Here is a 17558-nt window from a genome sequence, read left to right on the forward strand (position 1 = left end):
GCCGAGGGCGCCCGGGCGGCAACCTAATGGATCAGTGCTCCACACCGGCACGACATCCCATCAGCGCTACGGGCAACCCCACCATCCGACCGGGGCACGATCTAGTCGTAGAAGTCCACACTCGCTTCAGGCTGCAGAAGTGCTCACCGGCCGGTGGCTCTCAGACCAGCCTCTCCCAACCGAACCCTTACCGATGGAAGCCCCGCCGATCCATTCCCATTAGGCTGCGGGCCATGCCCATCGATCGTGCCGCCTTGGTTGCGGGCAGCATCCGATTCGCCTCAGGCCTTTCGTTCCTCGCCGACCCGGTCCGGGCCAATCGGCTCTGGGGCGGAGATCCTGACGAGTCGTCAGCGACAGCGCGACTGCTATTGCGATCCATGGGCTACCGCGACGCCCTCATCGGCGGGCTCCTGGCGACGGCGGCGTTGCGGGGTAAGAACACCCGAGGCTGGTTTCTTGCGTCTGCCGGCGCCGACGCTGCGGATCTGCTCGGCGGGCTCAGCGTTCACCACGAAATGAAGCGTTTCCAGGCGCTCGTCGGCCTCGGCGGCGCCGTCGCCGGTATCGGTGTGGGCGTGTGGGGCGCGGTGCGGCGCAGCGAGTTCGCGGGCAGTCACGCGAATGACGTTCAGAGTCAGGAGCTTATGTGCGGATTGACTTCCAGGTAGCAGCGGAACTCGCCACGTTGCGGGGTGACCCCCCCGCGGAGCTTCCTCGGGTCGGTGACGTGGCAACCCGACGGCTGAACTCGCGTCACATGCTCGAGGAGTTGTGGGCGCCGCCGCCCGCGGCCGATGGGGTTGAGATCGAGAAGTTCGCGCTGACAACGGCCGACGGCGCCACCTTGCCGGCATACTGGTATCGGCGTGCCGGGTCCACGCAGCCGGGTAGCGCGGCGCTCTATGTGCATGGCGGCGGCATGATTTGCGGCCTCTCTGTCCTGAGTAGGCTGTACGACTGGCTGGTGCGCGGCTATGTTGCCGCCTCGGGGGTGCCGATGCTGGTGGTGGACTACCGTGTGGCGCCGGAGTTTCCCGATCCGATTCCCTTTCAGGACTGCTGCGCCGGTTTGCTGTGGCTAGCCGAGCATGCCGAAGCGCTGGGAGTCGATCCCGATCGCCTGGCAGTGATGGGTGACAGCGCCGGCGGGGGCCTGGCAGCGGGTCTGTGTATGTGGGCCCGTGATCGTGGCGGTCCGTCGATCGCCGCTCAGTTGCTGGTCTATCCGATGCTTGACGACCGCCCGCCGGTGCGTGACCCGGAGGTGGCGCCCTTCTTGACATGGACGTACGACGACAACGTCACCGGCTGGACCGCGCTACTAGGTGAGCGTGTCGGTTCAGACGACGTCTCGCCTTACGCCGCACCAGCCCGTGCGACGGATCTGGCCGGCATGCCGCCGACTTATATCGACGTGGGCGACCTCGACATCTTTCGCGACGAAGACCTCATGTTCGCCCACCGGCTGGCGGTCGCCGGCACCCCCACCGAAATGCATCTGCACCCCGGATGTCCGCATGCTTTCGATGCGATGGCTGCCACTGCCGACGTGTCGCGGCGCGCTATCGCCGATCGGGTCCGCCGACTGCGCGCGCTGTAGTCGCGATAGTCAGCGCATGCGATGGATCAGGCGAAAGGAGCAAGAATGCATTTCGGTGTCCTGACGTCTGTGACCGACCAGGGGATTGGTCCAGTGGAGCTGGGTGTGGCACTGGAAGAACGCGGGTTTGAATCGGTCTTCCTCGCCGAGCACACGCACATCCCGGTAGAGCACGTGAGCTCCTACCCGGGTGGCGGCCCAATCCCGGATAGGTATTACCGCTCACTCGATCCGTTCGTGGCGTTGACGGCGGCGGCGGTCGCGACGCAGAGGCTCGTCGTGGGCACCGGCATCGCTCTCATCCCGGAGCGGGATCCCATTATCACCGCGAAGGAGGTTGCGTCACTGGATCTGTTGTCCCAGGGACGGTTTCGCTTCGGTGTCGGCGTTGGGTGGCTCCGCGAGGAAGTCGCCAATCATGGTGTCGATCCCGCGGTGCGCGGGCGTGTGGCAGACGAGCGGCTGCGCGCGATGATTGAGATCTGGACTCAGGAAAAGCCGGCATTCCATGGGCAATTCGCCGATTTCGACCCGATCTATTGCTGGCCCAAGCCGATGACGACGCCGTATCCGCCGCTCTATGTGGGTGGGGGACCGGCGAGCTTTCGGCGCATTGCCCGGCTGAAGGCCGGGTGGATCGCGATCAGCCCATCACCGGAGTTATTGGCGGGTCCGCTGGAGGAGCTGCGCGCCATTGCCGGCGACGTTCCGGTGACTGTGTGTCAGTGGGGCGAAGCCACGGCGAAAGTACTCGAGGGATACCTGCCGCTGGGGGTGGAGCGGGTATTACTGGAGTTGCCGACCGAACCGCGCGACCAGACGCTTCGGTACCTCGATCGCCTGGCCGCCGAGGTCGCGCTATCAGGCTAGCGGCACGCTAAAGGTGAAGGTAGTGCCCGTCCCGATGCCGCGGCTGCTGGCGGCGATGTGGCCACCGTGGGCTTCCACCAACGCCTTGGCGATCGCCAGGCCGATGCCCGCACCCCCGTGCTGACGGTCTCGCGCGGTGTCGACCCGGTAGAAGCGCTCAAACAGGTGCGCAAGCTGGTCGGCGGGCACACCTTCGCCGCTGTCGGTGACAGTCAACGTGAGTTCACGGTGATGGACGTGGGCCGCGACGTCGACGCTCCCACCGGTCGGTGTGTAGCGCAGCGCATTGTCCAGCAGGTTTGCCAGTACTTGCCCAATTCGGTGGGGATCGGCCCACATCGGGGGTAGGTCGTCGCCGACATCGGCGCGAAGCGCGACACCTTTGTCGGCGAACCGGCTTTCGGCGGCCGCCAACGCGGCTCCGACCAGATCTTTCGGGGCTACCCAGGTGGGTGTGACGCTTCCCGGGTTCTCCTCGGCTTGGGAGAGTGCGGCGAAATCGGCGGACAGTCGAACTAGTCGTTGTGACTGATCGTGCAATACAGCAATGCTCTCCGCGTTCAGTGTCCTGACGCCGTCTTGCAAGGCCTCAGTGTACGCCTCGAGGACCGACACCGGCGTCCTGATTTCGTGGGCGAGGTCGCTGAACAACCTGCGACGCGTCTGCTCTACCGATTCCAGTTTGGTCGCCATCTGGTTGAACGCAGTTGCCAGGGCGGCGAAGTCGTCGCCGAGGTGCGGTGTCTCAACACGGTGGTCGTAGCGTCCGGTGGCGACCGCGGCTGCCGCGGACGCCAGGTCGGTGACCGAACGGCCCAGCCTGCGACTGAGGTACCAACTCACGACCAGTGCCGTCACCAGGGCAACCGCCACCGCCACCGCCGAGATAAACGCGCCGTATTCATAAGCTTCCTCGACGAGGTGCTGCTGGTGGGATCCGGCGGTCACTCCGGCGCGACGCAGGTGCTCACGGAACAGCGGCGGCCCGGCCACTGCGGCGACGATGGCGGCCGCGGAGGTGCCGACGACCATCACCATGATTTGGGCGAGCAGCAATCGAACACCGAAGCCGCTGCGGCGCCTGCCGCGGCTAGGGGAGTCGTCCGACTCGGTCATCGTCCGGTGCCCATCCGGTAGCCGACCCCACGGACGGTGACCACGTAGCGAGGCTTTCCCGCGTCGTCGCCGAGCTTGCGGCGCAAATTTCCGACGTGAACGTCGACGAGGTGCTCGTCGCCTACCCACTGCTCGTCCCACACGGTCTCGATCAGTTGCCGGCGGCTCAACACCACCCCGGGTCGGGCTGATAGGGCCGCCAGCAGGTCGAACTCGGTGCGGGTCAACAGGATCGGCAGATCGTGGATGAACACCTGCCGTCCCAGCACATCAATCCGCATTGCCCCGAACACGCGTGCGGGAGCATCCTCGGTGGCGCCGGCGCCACTTGGCGTTCTCGGCCGGCGCAGCATCGCTTGGATGCGTGCCAATAGCTCTCGAGGGCTAAAGGGTTTGGTCAGGTAGTCGTCCGCGCCGATGGACAACCCAACGATGGTGTCAGTTTCGGTGTCCCGCGCCGTCAGCATCACCACGTACGCGTCGGAAAACGTGCGTAGCTGGCGGCACACCTCCAGCCCGTCGATGCCCGGCAAGGCAAGGTCCAGCACGACGACGTCAGGGTCGTACTCGCGAGCCATGGCCAGCGCGTCCGGCCCGTTGTGGGCGACACGGACCTCGTAATGCTCCCGCTCGAGGTAGCTGGCGATGATGCCGGTCAACACCACCTCGTCGTCGACAATCAGCGCTCGACAAACCGCCGCGTGGTCCGATGAAGCTTCCGGCCTGGGGTCCATCGCCATATAGTGCCTGACCGCGAATTCGAGCGTGACACGAACGTCTTGATGGGTTCTTTACCCAAGCTATAGCGATTCACCAAGGGCCAGTGGGCACCGTGGGGATGTGCAACGGTACCCACCGAATGAACCCGACGCTGCAGCCGCCGCCGGCATGGCAGTGTCGACTCCGGTTGTCCACCGGCACACGTCCGGCCGGTATCGGTCGGCGCAACGCGGCTTCCGTGGCGCGCCCCCTGGCGCGTCGATGGTCGGCCACACACCGGTGGTGTGGGTATCGGCACCGCTGAGCGCAACCAACCGTGGTTTCTGGGCCAAGCTGGAGGGATGCAACCCCGGGGGTATGAAAGACCGTCCAGCGGTGCATATGGTCGAGCGTGGTCGGGCCCGCGGCGATTTGCAGCCTGGCGCCCGAATCGTGGAATCGACAAGTGGCACCTTGGGATTGGGTCTTGCCCTGGCCGGAAGCGTGTACCGGCATCCGGTCACCGTGGTAACCGATCCCGGAATGGAGCTGATCATCCATCGGATGCTGGCCGCATACGGCGTCGATGTTGACGTGGTCACCGAGCCCCATCCGATCGGTGGTTGGCAGCAGGCGCGTTGCGATCGAGTGGCCGCGCTCCTGGCCGCCGAGGCTGGCGCCTGGTGCCCCGATCAATACAACAACCCGGACAACGTTGATGCCTACCGGTCGTTGGCTCGCGAGCTGATCGCCCAGCTGGGGGAGGTCGACGTCGTCGTGTGCTCGGTGGGAACTGGCGGTCATTCAGCGGGCATCGCCCGAGCGCTGCGTCGATCAAATCCTGAAGTGGAGCTGATCGGCGTGGATACGATCGGTTCCACCATCTTCGGGCAGCCACCGAGCGCTCGCCTGATGCGTGGATTGGGGTCGAGCATCTACCCCGGCAATGTCGACTACGCAGCCTTCAACGAGGTGCACTGGGTCGCACCGCACGAGGCGGTGTGGGCGTGCCGCGCTCTGGCCGCCACCCACTACGCCACCGGCGGGTGGAGTGTGGGCGCGGTCAGCCTGGTTGCCGGGTGGGCAGCAAACACCTATCCGCGCGGCACGTCGATTGTCGCGGTGTTTCCCGACGGACCACAGCGGTACTTCGACACGATCTACAACGACGAGTACTGCCGCGACCACAACCTGCTGGATCGCGGTCAGCCGATCGAGCCAGACCTCATCGCCCAGCCCAGGGATCACGTGGTGCAGTCCTGGACGCGGACCAGGACGGTGGTGGATCCTGCCAAGGCGGCCACGTGAGGGACTTCATCGCTTCGTTCCGGAGTTTCGACGGTCCCAGCCGAATCCTGATGGTCAATCAGTTCGGCATCAACCTGGGCTTCTACATGCTGATGCCGTACCTGGCCAGTTATCTTGGGGGCCCGCTGGGTATGTCGGCGTGGGCCATCGGCCTCGTATTGGGCGTGCGCAGCTTTTCGCAACAAGGCATGTTCATCGTCGGCGGAACTCTGGCCGATCGGCTTGGCTACAAGCCGTTGATCCTCGCGGGTTGCCTGTTGCGCACCGCCGGGTTCGCGCTGCTTGTGTTCGCCCAGTCGCTGCCCGCAGTGCTGTTCGCGGCAGCTGCTACCGGATTCGCTGGTGCCCTGTTCAACCCGGCTGTTCGCGCATACCTGGCCGCTGACGCCCGCGAGCGCCGCGTTGACGCGTTCGCCTTGTTCAACGTCTTCTACCAGGCGGGCATTCTGATAGGCCCGTTGGCCGGGCTTGCGCTCGCGACGGTCGATTTCCGAGTCAGCGCTGCCGGTGCCGCGCTCGTCTTCGCGGCACTGACCGCCCTGCAACTGTTCGCGCTACCGCAACATGGAGTAAAACGGGCCGAGCCGACGGCGCTGCGTAGCGACTGGCGAACAGTCGCGGCGAATCGATCGTTGCTGCTGTTCGCCGTGGCGATGATCGGGTCGTATGTGTTGTCGTTCCAGATCTATCTCGCGTTGCCGCTGCAGGCGGCTGTGCTGGCACCGGGTTCCGAGGCGATGCTCGTCGCCGCCCTCTTCGTGGTCTCGGGATTGGTCGCAGTGCTCGGTCAGCTCCGTATCACCCGCTGGTTCGCTGGTCGCTGGGGATCAGGACGTTGCCTGATCATCGGCATGACGATTCTGGCGGCAGCTTTCGTGCCGCTGATCGCTGTGCCCGATGCGCAAGGGCTCCCGGCGGTCGCCGCGATGGGTGCGGTGGTGGTGTCCGCGGCGGTGCTCGCCGTGGGCTCGGCGGCAGTGTTTCCGTTCGAGATGGACCTGTTGGTGTCGCTGTCGCGCCAGCGTTTGGTTGCCACCCACTACGGCTTCTACAACACCATCGTCGGAGTCGGGATCCTCGTCGGGAACCTCGCGACCGGTTCGATCTTTCAGGCCGCGCGCGACGCGGGCAACGGCGCTCTGGTCTGGGTGGGTCTGTTCTCGATCGGCATCGTGTCTGCTTGTGCCCTCTACCGGCTCGACCGGGGTGGCCATCTGCAGACGAGATCGGCCGAGTCCAGTGACTCGGGTGATTCGGGCCGCGGCGAAGTGGTCGGGGCTGGGCGGTAGCGGGGCTCTAGTTTTCTGACCTCGCGAAACGTCGCCACACTCGACGCACCGGCCCGGTGGAACCGCCGGCCGGCGGGTGCCGGTCGGCGTACGGCCACGGCCGATTGCGCTCCGGCACCGACGATGCCCGCTGGTGTTTGAGCTGCATCCGCAGAAACTGGCGCAGGTCATGCAGTTCGCGGTCGGTCCATCGGTTGTCAGCCTCGATGGGATCGGCCGTCAGGTCGTAGAGCTCCCATTGGTCGTCGAGCGGATCGGTGCGGTACACCTCGCCGCCAATACCGTTGGTGGCCAAGTGACGCACACCCGGTTCGGTCCACGTGCCAGGGTCGTCGAAGGTGCGCACTAGCTTCCACAGGTGTCCGGCACCTCCAACGGCGTCGGCGTTATCGACCCGCACGACCAACCCCTCGAAGTTGGCTGCTACGTGCGCGGGCACCTTGATGCGCAGCGGCGCCGGCGGATTCACGGTGCGGCCCAATTGCCGGGCTAGCCCAGATGCGCCGGTATCGCCTTCGAGCACATTGTCGCGCGTGATGAGGTAGACGGCCCGCCCCTCGTCGGGCGACGCCCCATCCACCACGGGCATCAGGTCGCGGCCGGGAAGCGGGTGCACCTCGGAGAACGACTCGGCGAGACTCGCGGCCACGACGTCTACGTCGATGCCGGCCGCGCCGAGCAGTGTCGGCACCACGTCGATGTGTGAGGTTGGCGCCGAGATCGAGCGGGGCTCAGTGGCATTGTCACCGATGCGAGCGACCACAAAAGGCACCCGGGTGGCCTCGTCATACAGGTTGAACCACTTCTGGTGCAATCCGCCGTGTGCGCCGAGCAGCTCGCCATGATCGGCGGTGCGCACCAGCACGGCATTCTCGGATCCGCCTTCGGTGACTGCCCGTCGCACCCGCTCGATCGGTCCGTCGACCTCGGCATGCAGGCGGTAATACAGATCGCGGTAGCGTTGCGCGTTGCGTTTGTAGACGCGCCTGATCGCGCGGGCCGGACCGTATCCGGAGTAGTACGCCTCGCGGAATGCGATCTGTGCGGCGGGTTTCTGCGACAAATCCTCACCGGCAGTAGGTGGCGCCGGCACACGGGGCGGCTCCAGCGTGGTTGCCGGAAGCGGGTTGCGCCGCAGCCAAGCCGGGAACAGGACGATGTCATGCGGGTTGACGAAGCTGGCGACCAGTAAGAACGGTTGCCTCGCAGCCGCATCACCGGCGCGACGCCGGTCATAGCGGTCCCGCAGCCACGCCACGACGCGATCGGCGATGAGCGGGTCGCGTCGAAAACCGCTGTTGGCCAACCCCGCCCCGTGAGGCTCAGGACCCACCCAACCGGAGAAGCCATAGGGGCCGAGCGGGTCGGCATCGAGATAGCGCTGCACGGCCGCCGCGTCGACGACGCCGTCGCCATCATTAGTGGCCAGCGATTCGCCCGTCGCCGGGTTCTCCAGGTCGGCGTGGGAGATGTGCCACTTGCCGTCGTAGTGGGTGTCGTACCCGGCCGCGCGAAACCAGTTACCCAGCGTTGGAACTTCGCCGGCTCGCAGCCACCGCAGCCTCGAATCGTCGAATCGCTTGCCGAGACCATCGGTCTGGGTGACGCCATGCAGGTCCGGATACTGGCCGGTGAAGATCGTCGGCCGGCTGGGCACGCACGCCAGCGAACCCGTGTAGTGCCGAGCAAACCTCACCCCATGTTCGTCGAACCAGCGATGGCTAGCCAGGGCACGTTGCCGCCAGGCGAGCAGCTCGGGCGACTCATACGGCGGCGCCGCGCGCTCTTCGTCGGTCATCAGGATGATGATGTCGGGACGGTCAGGCATGCGTTGTCTCCAATCGGTGGGCCAGCCCGGCGAGCATCGCGTCGGACTGCTTGGCCAATAGACGCAGCACTACGTGTTCGGCGAGGCGAGCGGGTAGGCCCGACCCGATCCTTACCGTGCTGGCCACTGTCACGACGGTCGCATCGCCGCTGGTCAGCAACGTCCAGCGATTCGTGACGGTGCGCAACCGGGTCGGCAGGCCCTCGATGGCGTAGACCAGCGTCGTGGGTGGATCGACCGAGATGATGCGCTCTAGCAGCGCGTTTGGACCGACCTGTACGCGGCGAGTGGTGGCCACTGGCCCGCCGTCGGGACCGCGACTCAGCACACAGGAGTGGTCGATGTTGTCCGCCCACGAGCTCAGCGAACCGAAATCGGCCAGTAGGTCCCAGACCGCCTGCTGTCGTGCCGCGATCGTTCTGCGGCGACTAATTTCTGCCACTGCGTCCATGAAACACCATGGCGGGTTTGCGCATAAGTGCGCAGCACCCCACGCCCATCACCAACATGACGATGGGGAATACCAGCGACGCTTGGGTCGCGGTCGTGGTAGTGGGACCGATACCAGCTTGCAGCAGGACGCCGGTCGCCGCGCTGCCGAGGGCGCCGCCGAGCTGTCGGGTGGTGTTGAACACCCCCGAGGCAGCGCCCACCAGTTCCGTCGGCACCGTGCGGGTGGCGATGCCGGCCAGCGGCGCCGACACCCCACCCAGACCCACACCGGCGACCAGCATCGGTGCCATCAACAGCCACAACGACACACCGGGATCCAGCACCCACACCAGTGCGGCGATGCCCACGGCCAACACCGCGAACCCCGCGCCGGAGATGAGCGCGGGATTCCATCGATCCGAGGCCCGTCCGGCAGCATGCGCGCACCATGACGACAACACAAACATCGGTACCGTGGCTGCCCCGGCTACCAGCGGCGAGTACCCCAGCGTGGTCTGCAGGTAAATCATCAGCGGCAGAAACAACCCCCCCATGGCAGCACCCATGGCAAGGCCCGCGGTGCTCGCCGTCGAGAAGTTACGGTTGGTGAACAGGCGCAGCGGCAGCAGCGGCTCGCGGGAATTCACGTTCTGCCACAGTACAAACACCAACAAACAGATGACTCCGGTGATGGCCACCGAGGCGATAGAGATCGGCCCGGCGATGATGCCCCAGTCGTAGTGCTCACCGCTTTGGATGGCGAACACCACCGCGAACAGGCCGGTCCCGCTCAAGGCGACCCCCAGCAGATCGAACCGATGCTGATGATGTGGACGGTAATCGGGAACGAATCGCAGGGCGGCGATCCAGCCGGCGATCCCGATCGGGACGTTGATCAAGAAAATCCATCGCCATCCGACCGATGCCACCAACACCCCACCCATCAGCGGGCCGGCCGCCATCGCCGCCGCGCCAACGGCGCTCCATATCCCCAGCGCCGCGCCACGCCGCTCGGCGGGAAAGATGTGCACGATCAGGCTCATCGTCTGTGGGATGACCAGTGCCGCCGCCAGCCCCTGCGCCGCGCGCGCGGCGATCAGTATCTCCGGTTCCGGCGCCAGCGCGCAGGCCAGCGAGGCGGCGGTAAATCCGGCCAACCCGACAAGAAACAACCGTTTGGGCCCAAATCGATCACCCAGGCGACCAGCCATGATCAACGGCACCGACAAACACAAGGCATAGATGCTGTTGACCCACACCATGTCGTTGAGGGTCGCGTCCAGGGCGGTCTGCATCGCCGGAATCGCGACGTTGACGATCGAGGCGTCGACCCCGACCATGAAGAAACTGACGCACAGCGCGTACAACGCTGCTTGTCCGCTCCTCTCGCGACCTTGACGCAGAGCGGCCTCGTTGGAGTCCATGTCGATGGATGTCCTTAACTCAGGCCGCTCGTCGGTCTTGAACTTAGCCGCGCTGATCATACCGGCGAGCCAGCGGCGCGCATCGGCTATTGACTGGCTCGACGGAGTTCCGTGGGCTCGCGGCGCCGTGACGCGGGGCGTGCGAGGCGCCGCGTTGCGGTACCGCTACGGTTTAGGAAACACGCCGCGGTTTAGGAAAGACCACACAGACAGAGCAACAACGATGACGGCAGAGCGCACAATGCACGAACAACTCAACAGCCACGTGATGGATCCCGATGACATTGGCTCACGCATCGACCCGGTGCTTGCGCGCAGTTGGCTATTGGTCAACGGTGCGCACGCCGACCGATTCCAGGCCGCCGCACACTCTCGCGCCGACATTGTGGTCCTGGACATCGAGGATGCGGTCGCGCCGAAGGATAAGGACGAAGCGCGCGGCAACGTCGTAACTTGGCTCGGCGCCGGAAACTCCGACTGGGTCCGCATCAACGGCTTTGGCACCCCGTGGTGGGCGGAAGACGTAGCCACGCTGGCCGGCAGCTCTGTCGGCGGAGTGATGCTGGCGATGGTCGAGTCCGTGGACCACGTTACCGAGACCGCGAAACGTCTACCCAATGTGCCGATCGTGGCGCTGGTTGAAACGGCCCGGGGCCTCGAACGTGTCACCGAGATCGCTCTAGCCAAGGGCACGTTCCGGCTTGCCTTCGGCATCGGCGATTTCCGCCGGGACACGGGTTTTGGCGAAGAGCCGGCCACCCTGGCCTATGCCCGATCGCGTTTTACCATCGCAGCGAAGGCGGCGAGCTTGCCGAGTGCGATAGACGGCCCGACCATTGGCTCCAATGCGCTGAAGCTCATTGAGGCGACGGCGGTGTCTGTTGAGTTCGGGATGACCGGCAAGATCTGCCTTTCACCAGACCAGTGCTCAGTTGTCAATGAGGGCCTCTCCCCGTCACAGGACGAAATCGGTTGGGCAAAGGAGTTTTTCGCCGAGTTCGAGCGCGACGGCGGCGAGATACGCAACGGGTCCGACCTGCCGCGTGTTGCCCGTGCAACCAAGATCCTAGAACTGGCTCGTTCCTACGGTATCGAAGCGTCCGACTTCGACGACGAATCGGTTCACATGCCGGCTCCGTCGGACACCTATCACTACTGAGCCTTAGCGCTGGGTGCGTGCGGTGCTCGGCTAGGCGGCGTGTCGAGCGAGCGCAATGCCCACCTTGACCTCGACTCCGCTGATCGCGATCGGCATCACGCGCGGCGGCGCCCCAGACCGGTAACTTCGGCCGGTTGGAGTAGTGAATTTCGCTGTGTGAGTGTGGTTTTCGTGGAAATCCGTGACAACTTCCCAGCCAGCCGCTTCCTTGGCGTAGTTGCAGCGCTCACACGTGCCGAGGCCGTTGTCCGAGGTGGTGGAGCCACCCTTGGCCCACGGTTGCGCGTGGTCGCGGTGTCGGATCGGTGCGTCACAGTAGGGAGTCCGGCAGCATCGATCTCGCAGGTCGATGAACGCCGCCAGGCCCCGGGGAAAGCGTCGGGCCCGGGACTCCATGGCGACGAGCGCGCCCGCACGCGGATGCGCGTAGAGCCTACGGAGCGTCGCGCGGGAGCGTTTGTCGGCGACGGCGCCGAAAACCATGGTGCGGGCGACCGCTGCGGGTATCGGCCCGTATCCGCAGACGTCAGCGGGCGCGCTGTCGCCGCTCAGGAGTGTTTCATCCGACAACACCAGGTTGACCGCGATCCGAGTCGGGACCGTCGCATCGCGGCCGGTGACCCGTTCGACGAGGGTATCTGCCATCACTTGTCCGCGGGAGCGCCCGTCACACCGGATGTCTGCCTCGCGTTTTAGCGCCGCGTATACCGATACACCCGCCGCTACCGGCAAGAGAGCGGTCAGATATGTCATGGTGTCGGGCGCCGGTCGAATGGTGACCGTGCGTTCGCCCTCGGCCTTGGCTGCGCGGTCGACGACAGCATGGGGATCCAACCGGTAGGCGATCGCCTTGGCTGCCGCGGCTACCCGAGCATCGCCCATCCCATCGAGACCGCGCGGCTCACCACACAATTCGGCATCTAACGTGCGCCTGTCCGCGACATCCAGGCAGGCGCTTTCTCGGACGATGAGCGTGGCACGCCACTCCGACAGCACTCCGGATTCCAACGCCGCAAGCGTGTGCGGCATCTCGTTGATCAGGGCCTTGGCGAAGCCGAGATGTCGGCTGCCCCGGGCGGGTGAGTCTCGTCGCGCCAGCGCGATCTCACTCGCGACGCCGCGTCCACGTCGCGCGGCGGGCACACCGGTGACCTCTTCGGCGGCACGGCGTGCCGCATCCAGAGCGGCCGCGGCCCGCGCTTGGCCGGCCGCGGCCGCGGATTTCACTCTCTCTAGTGCGGCGATTCGCTCGATCAACGCCGCTTCGTCGGAGGGGTCGACCGCTACGCTAGTATCGAACATATGTTCGATACTAGCACATCATGCTGTCGCCGTGGGCCACCATAGCGCCCCGGGGCATTGTCGCGTCGCCGATACGCTCGACCTGTGAGCCGTAACAGCCGGGTCCGGGCGGCTCGGATCTATGAAGACGTTCATCCCGACGATGGTCAGCGAGTCCTCGTCGATCGCATCTGGCCGCGCGGAATCCGCAAGGACGACCCGAGGGTGGGCATCTGGTGCAAGGACGCTGCACCGTCGAGGGAACTGCGCGAGTGGTACCACGGCCACCCCGAGCGTTTCGACGAATTTGCGTTGCGTTACGAGAAGGAATTGGCCGACAACATCGCGTTGGAGGAGTTGCGCAAGCTAGTCACGCACAGTGTCGTAACACTGGTAAGTGCCACCCGCAACGTGGACGGCAGTCACGCGGCCGTCCTCGCAAGGATCCTCAACAGCCGCTGAGGGGTGACCGCGTAGGCAATCAGTAGTCGTACTCCGCCAGCGGGGTTTCACTGCTCGGGCGCGACCCCGGTTCCGCCTCACTCAGTGACATTGCGGCGGGTACCATCTCGCTGGTCACGAGCCCGTGGCGCGCAGTCAGCTCGTCGATGATGTCGAAGCTGCGCGCTATGGACTCCGGTGTGTCAACGACGATGGTGGTCACCGGAACTCTACGAGTGAGCGCAAAGAGCTTGTCCCCGTGCGGCTTATGGTTGCCGTGAAACCCCCAGATGCCGCGCAGTGCGGTGGCTCCCCGGGCAGTCTCTGATTGCAGCAGGCGGTGGACAACTGCCCGGTGGATCGGTAGTCCGTCATGCAAGGTCGCCTCGGCGGTGTGCACCATCAGCTTCTGCCACAGGTTGCGCCCGTGGTCGTCGGTCGTTGGTAGCTCCGGTGGGCGCGCGAACAGTTCCCCGTCGCGTTTGCAGATCCGCACGCGCTCGATGGTTAGCACTCGGTTGGGTAGCACCTCGGTCAGTTCGGCGACGGCGGCCGAAACCCGCGCGGGTGTCCCGATGGCGATGATCATCAGGGGAACGTTGACGTTGCGACTGAAGAAACGTGCCCGGTAGCGCTCGCCATGGGCGGTGCCGTCGACACCGAGAAGCACCGAGGCACCGGCGAATCCGTGGCGGTACAACAACTCGCACACGACGTTGTGGGGTGGCCGGCCGCGGACTCGCTCCTGGCGACCGACATAGACCGTCAGTTTGGCGGATTCCGTGGCTCGGCTCTCGACGTCGCCAAGGTCCTCGATGCCATCGTCCCGCGTGATGAGCCGGGCGCGTTCCAGCGTGAGCAGTCCACGGTCGGTCATCGCGGTGACGTCGTCGACCAAGGCCCGGATCTTCGGCTCGACATCGACGGCCGCGATGGTCACCGGTGGGTCCTCGGACAGGCTCAGCGATTGGTCGGAGCGCAGGTCATGGCTCCGCCCGTAACTTGTGATGCCGCGCAGCATCACGCTGGTCGCGATATCTCGGCTGCCGAACAAATCCAGCATCGCATCGGCGAGAAACCCCTCGGCTTTGCCGACGGCGCGTTGGCGCTCGCCGAAATACGCGGTCAACTTCAGACACTGCTGGTTCACCATTGCTCCGCGACCCATTGTCCGCCTAGTGCTGCGGCCACGCCGAGCACGACGCTGATGGCGATGTTCGCGAACGCGGCGAGTAGCTGGCGCTCTTCGCTAAGCCGCTGGGTTTCGAGCATCCAGGTGGAGAACGTTGTGTAGGCGCCAACCAGCGCCGTGCCGGCCAGCAGTGCGGCTGCCTTGGACAACGTCAGGCCGGCGAGAAACCCCAGGACCGCGGCGCCAGTGACGTTCACGGTCAGGGTGCCGAACGGAAACGCCGGGGCCATCCGGCGAGCTACCGTTCGATCCACCAGAAACCGCAACACCGACCCGACGCCGCCCAAGAGCATGACGCCCACCCACATCGCGGCCGTCATCCGCGCACCCGCACTCGGCGCACGAAAACCGTAGCCACGTATACCGCCACCAAACCCAGCACGATGCTGGTCGCGGTGTAGCTGGCGGCGAGCACCCAATGCCCGTGTTCGATCATCTCTAGTGTCTCCACCTGCATTGTCGAAAAGGTGGTTAGCCCGCCACACAACCCGGTGCCCAGTAGCGGACGCCGGTAGCTCGACACCGGCAATCGCTCAAGCAGCCGTGTGGTGACGTAGCCCAAGACGAAGGCACCCACGATGTTGACCGTGAACGTGGGCCATGGCCACCTCGCGGGATCCGGGACCGAGAGGGTACCCAGGACCGCGCGGGCTAGCGCGCCCAGTGCTCCGCCAGCGAAAATCGCAGCCAATTCTCGATAGTCGTGATTCGCCACCAGTCGATTACCTCCCGAGTACCGTTGCCGCGCTTCGCAGCGTAGGGCCAGACTGGCGCGACGGAAAACCCTGGAACATCGGGAAGCCTGCCAGCGGGCAGAATTGGTAGTCATGGTGGCCAACCCACGGGCCGGCAAGCCGGCCCAGCCGCAGGACCTCGTCGATCTGCCGCACCTGGTGACGGCCTATTACTCGGTTCGACCTGACCCCGACGATGTGGCGCAACAGGTGGCCTTCGGTACCTCGGGTCACCGTGGCTCCGCCCTGGACGGAGTCTTCAACGAGGACCATATTCTCGCCATCACCCAGGCCATCGTCGAGCACCGTGCCACCCACGGCATCACCGGTCCGCTGTTCATCGGCCGTGACACGCATGGGCTTTCAGAACCCGCATGGGTATCAGCGCTCGAGGTGCTCGTCGGCAACGACGTATTAGCGGTCGTGGACTCCCGCGACCGCTACACGCCCACACCGGCGATTAGCCGCGCCATTCTTGAGTACAACCGTGGCCGTACCGATGCGCTGGCAGACGGAATCGTCGTCACTCCGTCGCACAACCCACCACGCGACGGCGGCTTCAAGTACAACCCACCCAGCGGCGGCCCCGCGGACACGGCCGTAACCAACGCAATCGCACAGCGGGCCAACGAGATTCTGCGTACAGGGTCGGCCGTGAAGCGAGTCGCGTTTGCCCGAGCTCGCCGGACCGCGCAGCGCTACGACTATATGGGTGATTACGTCGACGACCTACCTAGTGTGGTCGATCTCGCCGCGATCGGCGCAGCCGACGTGCGGATCGGCGCCGACCCACTTGGCGGCGCCAGTGTGGACTACTGGGCCGAGATCGCCGACCGACACGATCTGCAGTTGACCGTGGTCAATCCGCTGGTCGACGCGACGTGGCGGTTCATGACGCTCGACACCGACGGCAAGATTCGGATGGACTGCAGCTCGCCCGACGCGATGGCCTCACTGATCGCCAACCGCGAGCGCTACCAGATCGCCACGGGCAACGACGCCGACGCGGACCGCCACGGCATCGTTACCCCCGACGAGGGACTGCTGAATCCCAACCATTACTTGGCCGCCGCTATCGACTATCTCTATACCCACCGGTTGTTGTGGCCCCGCAACGTCGCCGTCGGCAAAACTGTGGTCAGCTCGTCGATCATCGATCGCGTGGTGGCTGGTATCGGTCGCTCGCTGGTTGAGGTGCCCGTCGGCTTCAAATGGTTCGTCGACGGCCTGATCGGCGGCCGCATTGGCTTCGGCGGCGAGGAGTCAGCCGGAGCGTCGTTTCTGCGACGCGACGGATCGGTCTGGACCACCGACAAAGACGGCATCATCATGGCGCTGCTGGCCGCCGAGATCTTGGCCGTCACGGGTAGCACGCCCTCGCAGCGCTACCGCGCGCTGGCCGGCAAATACGGAGCGCCGACGTATGCACGGCTGAACGCACCCGCTGACCGCGAGCAGAAAGCCCGGCTGGCCAAGCTGTCGCCCGACCAGGTCAGGGCCACCGAGCTCGCGGGTGAGCCGATCACCGCGAAGCTCACCGCCGCTCCCGGTAATGGTGCCCCCCTCGGCGGACTCAAGGTGACGACGGCCAACGCGTGGTTCGCCGCCCGACCTTCGGGCACCGAGGACGTCTACAAGATCTACGCCGAGTCCTTCCGCGGACCCGAGCATCTCGCGGAGGTGCAAAACACCGCGCGGGAGGTGGTGAACCAAGTCATCGGCTAGGGGAGCGGCCTGATCAGGGACTTTGAACGCCTCGTGGTCGTGGTGTAGCTTCGATGGGCATCACTTCACGGGGCTATGGCGCAGCTGGTAGCGCACCACACTGGCAGTGTGGGGGTCAGGGGTTCGAGTCCCCTTAGCTCCACTCTTTGACCTGCGTATATAGTACAAATCTAACCCGCGTCAGTGCGTTTGTCAGTGGAGCCCCGCTGATGGCGTTCATTCCGCCGGCGTCCCAATCACCACGGTCTCGCGGCACCTCAGACGAACCCTACGACGTTGGCGAGGTCCGTTGCTAGCTCCACCGCGTAGTGTTGCTGGGCGGTCGATCTTGGGTTGCTGCCGTGGCTACCAAACGAAGATATGCTCCCGCAACGGCAGTCAGCGAGCTCTGTGGTCGGACCGACAGTGATGGGATCGGCGAATCCGAACGCGCGATGCGGCGGCCGCCAAGTTTCGT

17 protein-coding genes and 1 tRNA gene are annotated in these 17558 nt (G+C 65.4%); 9 read left to right on the top strand and 9 right to left on the bottom strand.

Annotated features, from left to right (window positions below):
- Positions 1 to 233: 233 nt before the first annotated feature.
- Genes F6B93_RS06400 through F6B93_RS06410 form a run of 3 tightly spaced genes read left to right on the top strand, consistent with a single transcriptional unit; the run spans position 234 to position 2473 of the window.
- A complete protein-coding gene (locus tag F6B93_RS06400; protein ID WP_211698342.1) occupies positions 234 to 671 on the top strand; it encodes a DUF4267 domain-containing protein in 438 nt (145 codons plus the stop codon).
- Complete coding sequence (locus tag F6B93_RS06405) at positions 650 to 1603, top strand: alpha/beta hydrolase (protein ID WP_246541024.1); 954 nt, start codon at positions 650 to 652, stop codon at positions 1601 to 1603. Before F6B93_RS06400 ends, F6B93_RS06405 begins: the two co-directional genes overlap by 22 nt.
- Before the next feature lie 45 nt (positions 1604 to 1648).
- Positions 1649 to 2473 (top strand): LLM class F420-dependent oxidoreductase, encoded by an 825-nt coding sequence (locus tag F6B93_RS06410; RefSeq protein WP_211698343.1) that lies wholly within the window; start codon positions 1649 to 1651, stop codon positions 2471 to 2473.
- On the opposite strand, the gene F6B93_RS06415 is transcribed toward F6B93_RS06410, so the two are convergent.
- Entirely contained in the window at positions 2465 to 3589 is a 1125-nt protein-coding gene (locus F6B93_RS06415) for a sensor histidine kinase (RefSeq protein ID WP_211698344.1), read from the bottom strand. The two genes, F6B93_RS06410 and F6B93_RS06415, sit on opposite strands and share 9 nt — an antisense overlap.
- A complete protein-coding gene (locus F6B93_RS06420; RefSeq protein WP_211698345.1) occupies positions 3586 to 4323 on the bottom strand; it encodes a response regulator transcription factor in 738 nt (245 codons plus the stop codon). Before F6B93_RS06420 ends, F6B93_RS06415 begins: the two co-directional genes overlap by 4 nt.
- 247 nt (positions 4324 to 4570) lie before the next feature.
- Between F6B93_RS06420 and F6B93_RS06425 the strand changes: the two genes are divergently transcribed.
- The gene (locus F6B93_RS06425) at positions 4571 to 5596 is read left to right on the top strand and encodes a PLP-dependent cysteine synthase family protein (protein WP_246541098.1); all 1026 of its coding nucleotides are present in this window, start codon (positions 4571 to 4573) and stop codon (positions 5594 to 5596) included.
- Positions 5593 to 6885 (top strand): MFS transporter, encoded by a 1293-nt coding sequence (locus F6B93_RS06430; protein WP_425518499.1) that lies wholly within the window; start codon positions 5593 to 5595, stop codon positions 6883 to 6885. Before F6B93_RS06425 ends, F6B93_RS06430 begins: the two co-directional genes overlap by 4 nt.
- Positions 6886 to 6892: 7 nt before the next feature.
- On the opposite strand, the gene F6B93_RS06435 is transcribed toward F6B93_RS06430, so the two are convergent.
- Genes F6B93_RS06435 through F6B93_RS06445 form a run of 3 tightly spaced genes read right to left on the bottom strand, consistent with a single transcriptional unit; the run spans position 6893 to position 10569 of the window.
- Positions 6893 to 8713 carry a sulfatase-like hydrolase/transferase gene (locus F6B93_RS06435; RefSeq protein WP_211698346.1) on the bottom strand — a complete coding sequence of 607 codons (1821 nt, stop codon included), beginning with the start codon at positions 8711 to 8713 and terminating at the stop codon, positions 6893 to 6895.
- Positions 8706 to 9155, bottom strand: a complete 450-nt coding sequence (locus tag F6B93_RS06440; RefSeq protein WP_211698347.1) for an SRPBCC family protein — start codon at positions 9153 to 9155, stop codon at positions 8706 to 8708. The genes F6B93_RS06435 and F6B93_RS06440 overlap by 8 nt, the downstream gene beginning before the upstream one ends.
- Positions 9142 to 10569 (bottom strand): DHA2 family efflux MFS transporter permease subunit, encoded by a 1428-nt coding sequence (locus F6B93_RS06445; RefSeq protein ID WP_211698348.1) that lies wholly within the window; start codon positions 10567 to 10569, stop codon positions 9142 to 9144. Before F6B93_RS06445 ends, F6B93_RS06440 begins: the two co-directional genes overlap by 14 nt.
- Before the next feature lie 241 nt (positions 10570 to 10810).
- Here F6B93_RS06445 and F6B93_RS06450 point away from each other — a divergent pair, with 241 nt between their 5' ends.
- Complete coding sequence (locus F6B93_RS06450; RefSeq protein ID WP_211699311.1) at positions 10811 to 11728, top strand: HpcH/HpaI aldolase/citrate lyase family protein; 918 nt, start codon at positions 10811 to 10813, stop codon at positions 11726 to 11728.
- Positions 11729 to 11758: 30 nt separating this feature from the next.
- On the opposite strand, the gene F6B93_RS06455 is transcribed toward F6B93_RS06450, so the two are convergent.
- Positions 11759 to 13030 carry an HNH endonuclease gene (locus F6B93_RS06455; RefSeq protein ID WP_211698349.1) on the bottom strand — a complete coding sequence of 424 codons (1272 nt, stop codon included), beginning with the start codon at positions 13028 to 13030 and terminating at the stop codon, positions 11759 to 11761.
- Positions 13031 to 13114: 84 nt separating this feature from the next.
- On the opposite strand from F6B93_RS06455, the gene F6B93_RS06460 reads away from it, so the two are divergent.
- Positions 13115 to 13471 (top strand): DUF488 domain-containing protein, encoded by a 357-nt coding sequence (locus F6B93_RS06460; RefSeq protein ID WP_211698350.1) that lies wholly within the window; start codon positions 13115 to 13117, stop codon positions 13469 to 13471.
- Positions 13472 to 13490: 19 nt separating this feature from the next.
- On the opposite strand, the gene F6B93_RS06465 is transcribed toward F6B93_RS06460, so the two are convergent.
- The 3 genes from F6B93_RS06465 to crcB (F6B93_RS06475) are packed head-to-tail and all read right to left on the bottom strand — an operon-like array spanning position 13491 to position 15357.
- Positions 13491 to 14600 (bottom strand): DUF190 domain-containing protein, encoded by a 1110-nt coding sequence (locus F6B93_RS06465; protein ID WP_211698351.1) that lies wholly within the window; start codon positions 14598 to 14600, stop codon positions 13491 to 13493.
- Positions 14597 to 14962, bottom strand: a complete 366-nt coding sequence (gene crcB, locus F6B93_RS06470) for a fluoride efflux transporter CrcB (RefSeq protein ID WP_211698352.1) — start codon at positions 14960 to 14962, stop codon at positions 14597 to 14599. The genes F6B93_RS06465 and crcB (F6B93_RS06470) overlap by 4 nt, the downstream gene beginning before the upstream one ends.
- Positions 14959 to 15357: a fluoride efflux transporter CrcB gene (crcB, locus tag F6B93_RS06475; protein ID WP_211698353.1), complete on the bottom strand. Its 399-nt coding sequence runs from the start codon at positions 15355 to 15357 to the stop codon at positions 14959 to 14961. The genes crcB (F6B93_RS06470) and crcB (F6B93_RS06475) overlap by 4 nt, the downstream gene beginning before the upstream one ends.
- Before the next feature lie 112 nt (positions 15358 to 15469).
- On the opposite strand from crcB (F6B93_RS06475), the gene pgm reads away from it, so the two are divergent.
- Both pgm and F6B93_RS06485 read left to right on the top strand, forming a co-directional pair.
- Positions 15470 to 17101 (top strand): phosphoglucomutase (alpha-D-glucose-1,6-bisphosphate-dependent), encoded by a 1632-nt coding sequence (pgm, locus tag F6B93_RS06480; protein WP_211698354.1) that lies wholly within the window; start codon positions 15470 to 15472, stop codon positions 17099 to 17101.
- Positions 17102 to 17170: 69 nt separating this feature from the next.
- Positions 17171 to 17243, top strand: a tRNA-Ala gene (locus F6B93_RS06485).
- Positions 17244 to 17558 lie beyond the last annotated feature (315 nt).

Source organism: Mycobacterium spongiae (assembly GCF_018278905.1).
Classification (GTDB): Bacteria; Actinomycetota; Actinomycetes; order Mycobacteriales; family Mycobacteriaceae; genus Mycobacterium; species Mycobacterium spongiae.

Excerpts from the sequence above, each read along its gene's own strand:
- F6B93_RS06420 (WP_211698345.1), bottom strand. The coding sequence starts at position 4,323 with ATGGACCCCAGGCCGGAAGCTTCATCGGACCACGCGGCGGTTTGTCGA.
- F6B93_RS06435 (WP_211698346.1), bottom strand. The coding sequence starts at position 8,713 with ATGCCTGACCGTCCCGACATCATCATCCTGATGACCGACGAAGAGCGC.
- F6B93_RS06410 (WP_211698343.1), top strand. The coding sequence starts at position 1,649 with ATGCATTTCGGTGTCCTGACGTCTGTGACCGACCAGGGGATTGGTCCA.
- F6B93_RS06455 (WP_211698349.1), bottom strand. The coding sequence starts at position 13,030 with ATGTTCGATACTAGCGTAGCGGTCGACCCCTCCGACGAAGCGGCGTTG.
- F6B93_RS06415 (WP_211698344.1), bottom strand. The coding sequence starts at position 3,589 with ATGACCGAGTCGGACGACTCCCCTAGCCGCGGCAGGCGCCGCAGCGGC.
- F6B93_RS06400 (WP_211698342.1), top strand. The coding sequence starts at position 234 with ATGCCCATCGATCGTGCCGCCTTGGTTGCGGGCAGCATCCGATTCGCC.
- crcB (WP_211698352.1), bottom strand. The coding sequence starts at position 14,962 with ATGACGGCCGCGATGTGGGTGGGCGTCATGCTCTTGGGCGGCGTCGGG.
- F6B93_RS06450 (WP_211699311.1), top strand. The coding sequence starts at position 10,811 with ATGCACGAACAACTCAACAGCCACGTGATGGATCCCGATGACATTGGC.
- F6B93_RS06425 (WP_246541098.1), top strand. The coding sequence starts at position 4,571 with ATGGTCGGCCACACACCGGTGGTGTGGGTATCGGCACCGCTGAGCGCA.
- F6B93_RS06445 (WP_211698348.1), bottom strand. The coding sequence starts at position 10,569 with ATGGACTCCAACGAGGCCGCTCTGCGTCAAGGTCGCGAGAGGAGCGGA.
- pgm (WP_211698354.1), top strand. The coding sequence starts at position 15,470 with ATGGTGGCCAACCCACGGGCCGGCAAGCCGGCCCAGCCGCAGGACCTC.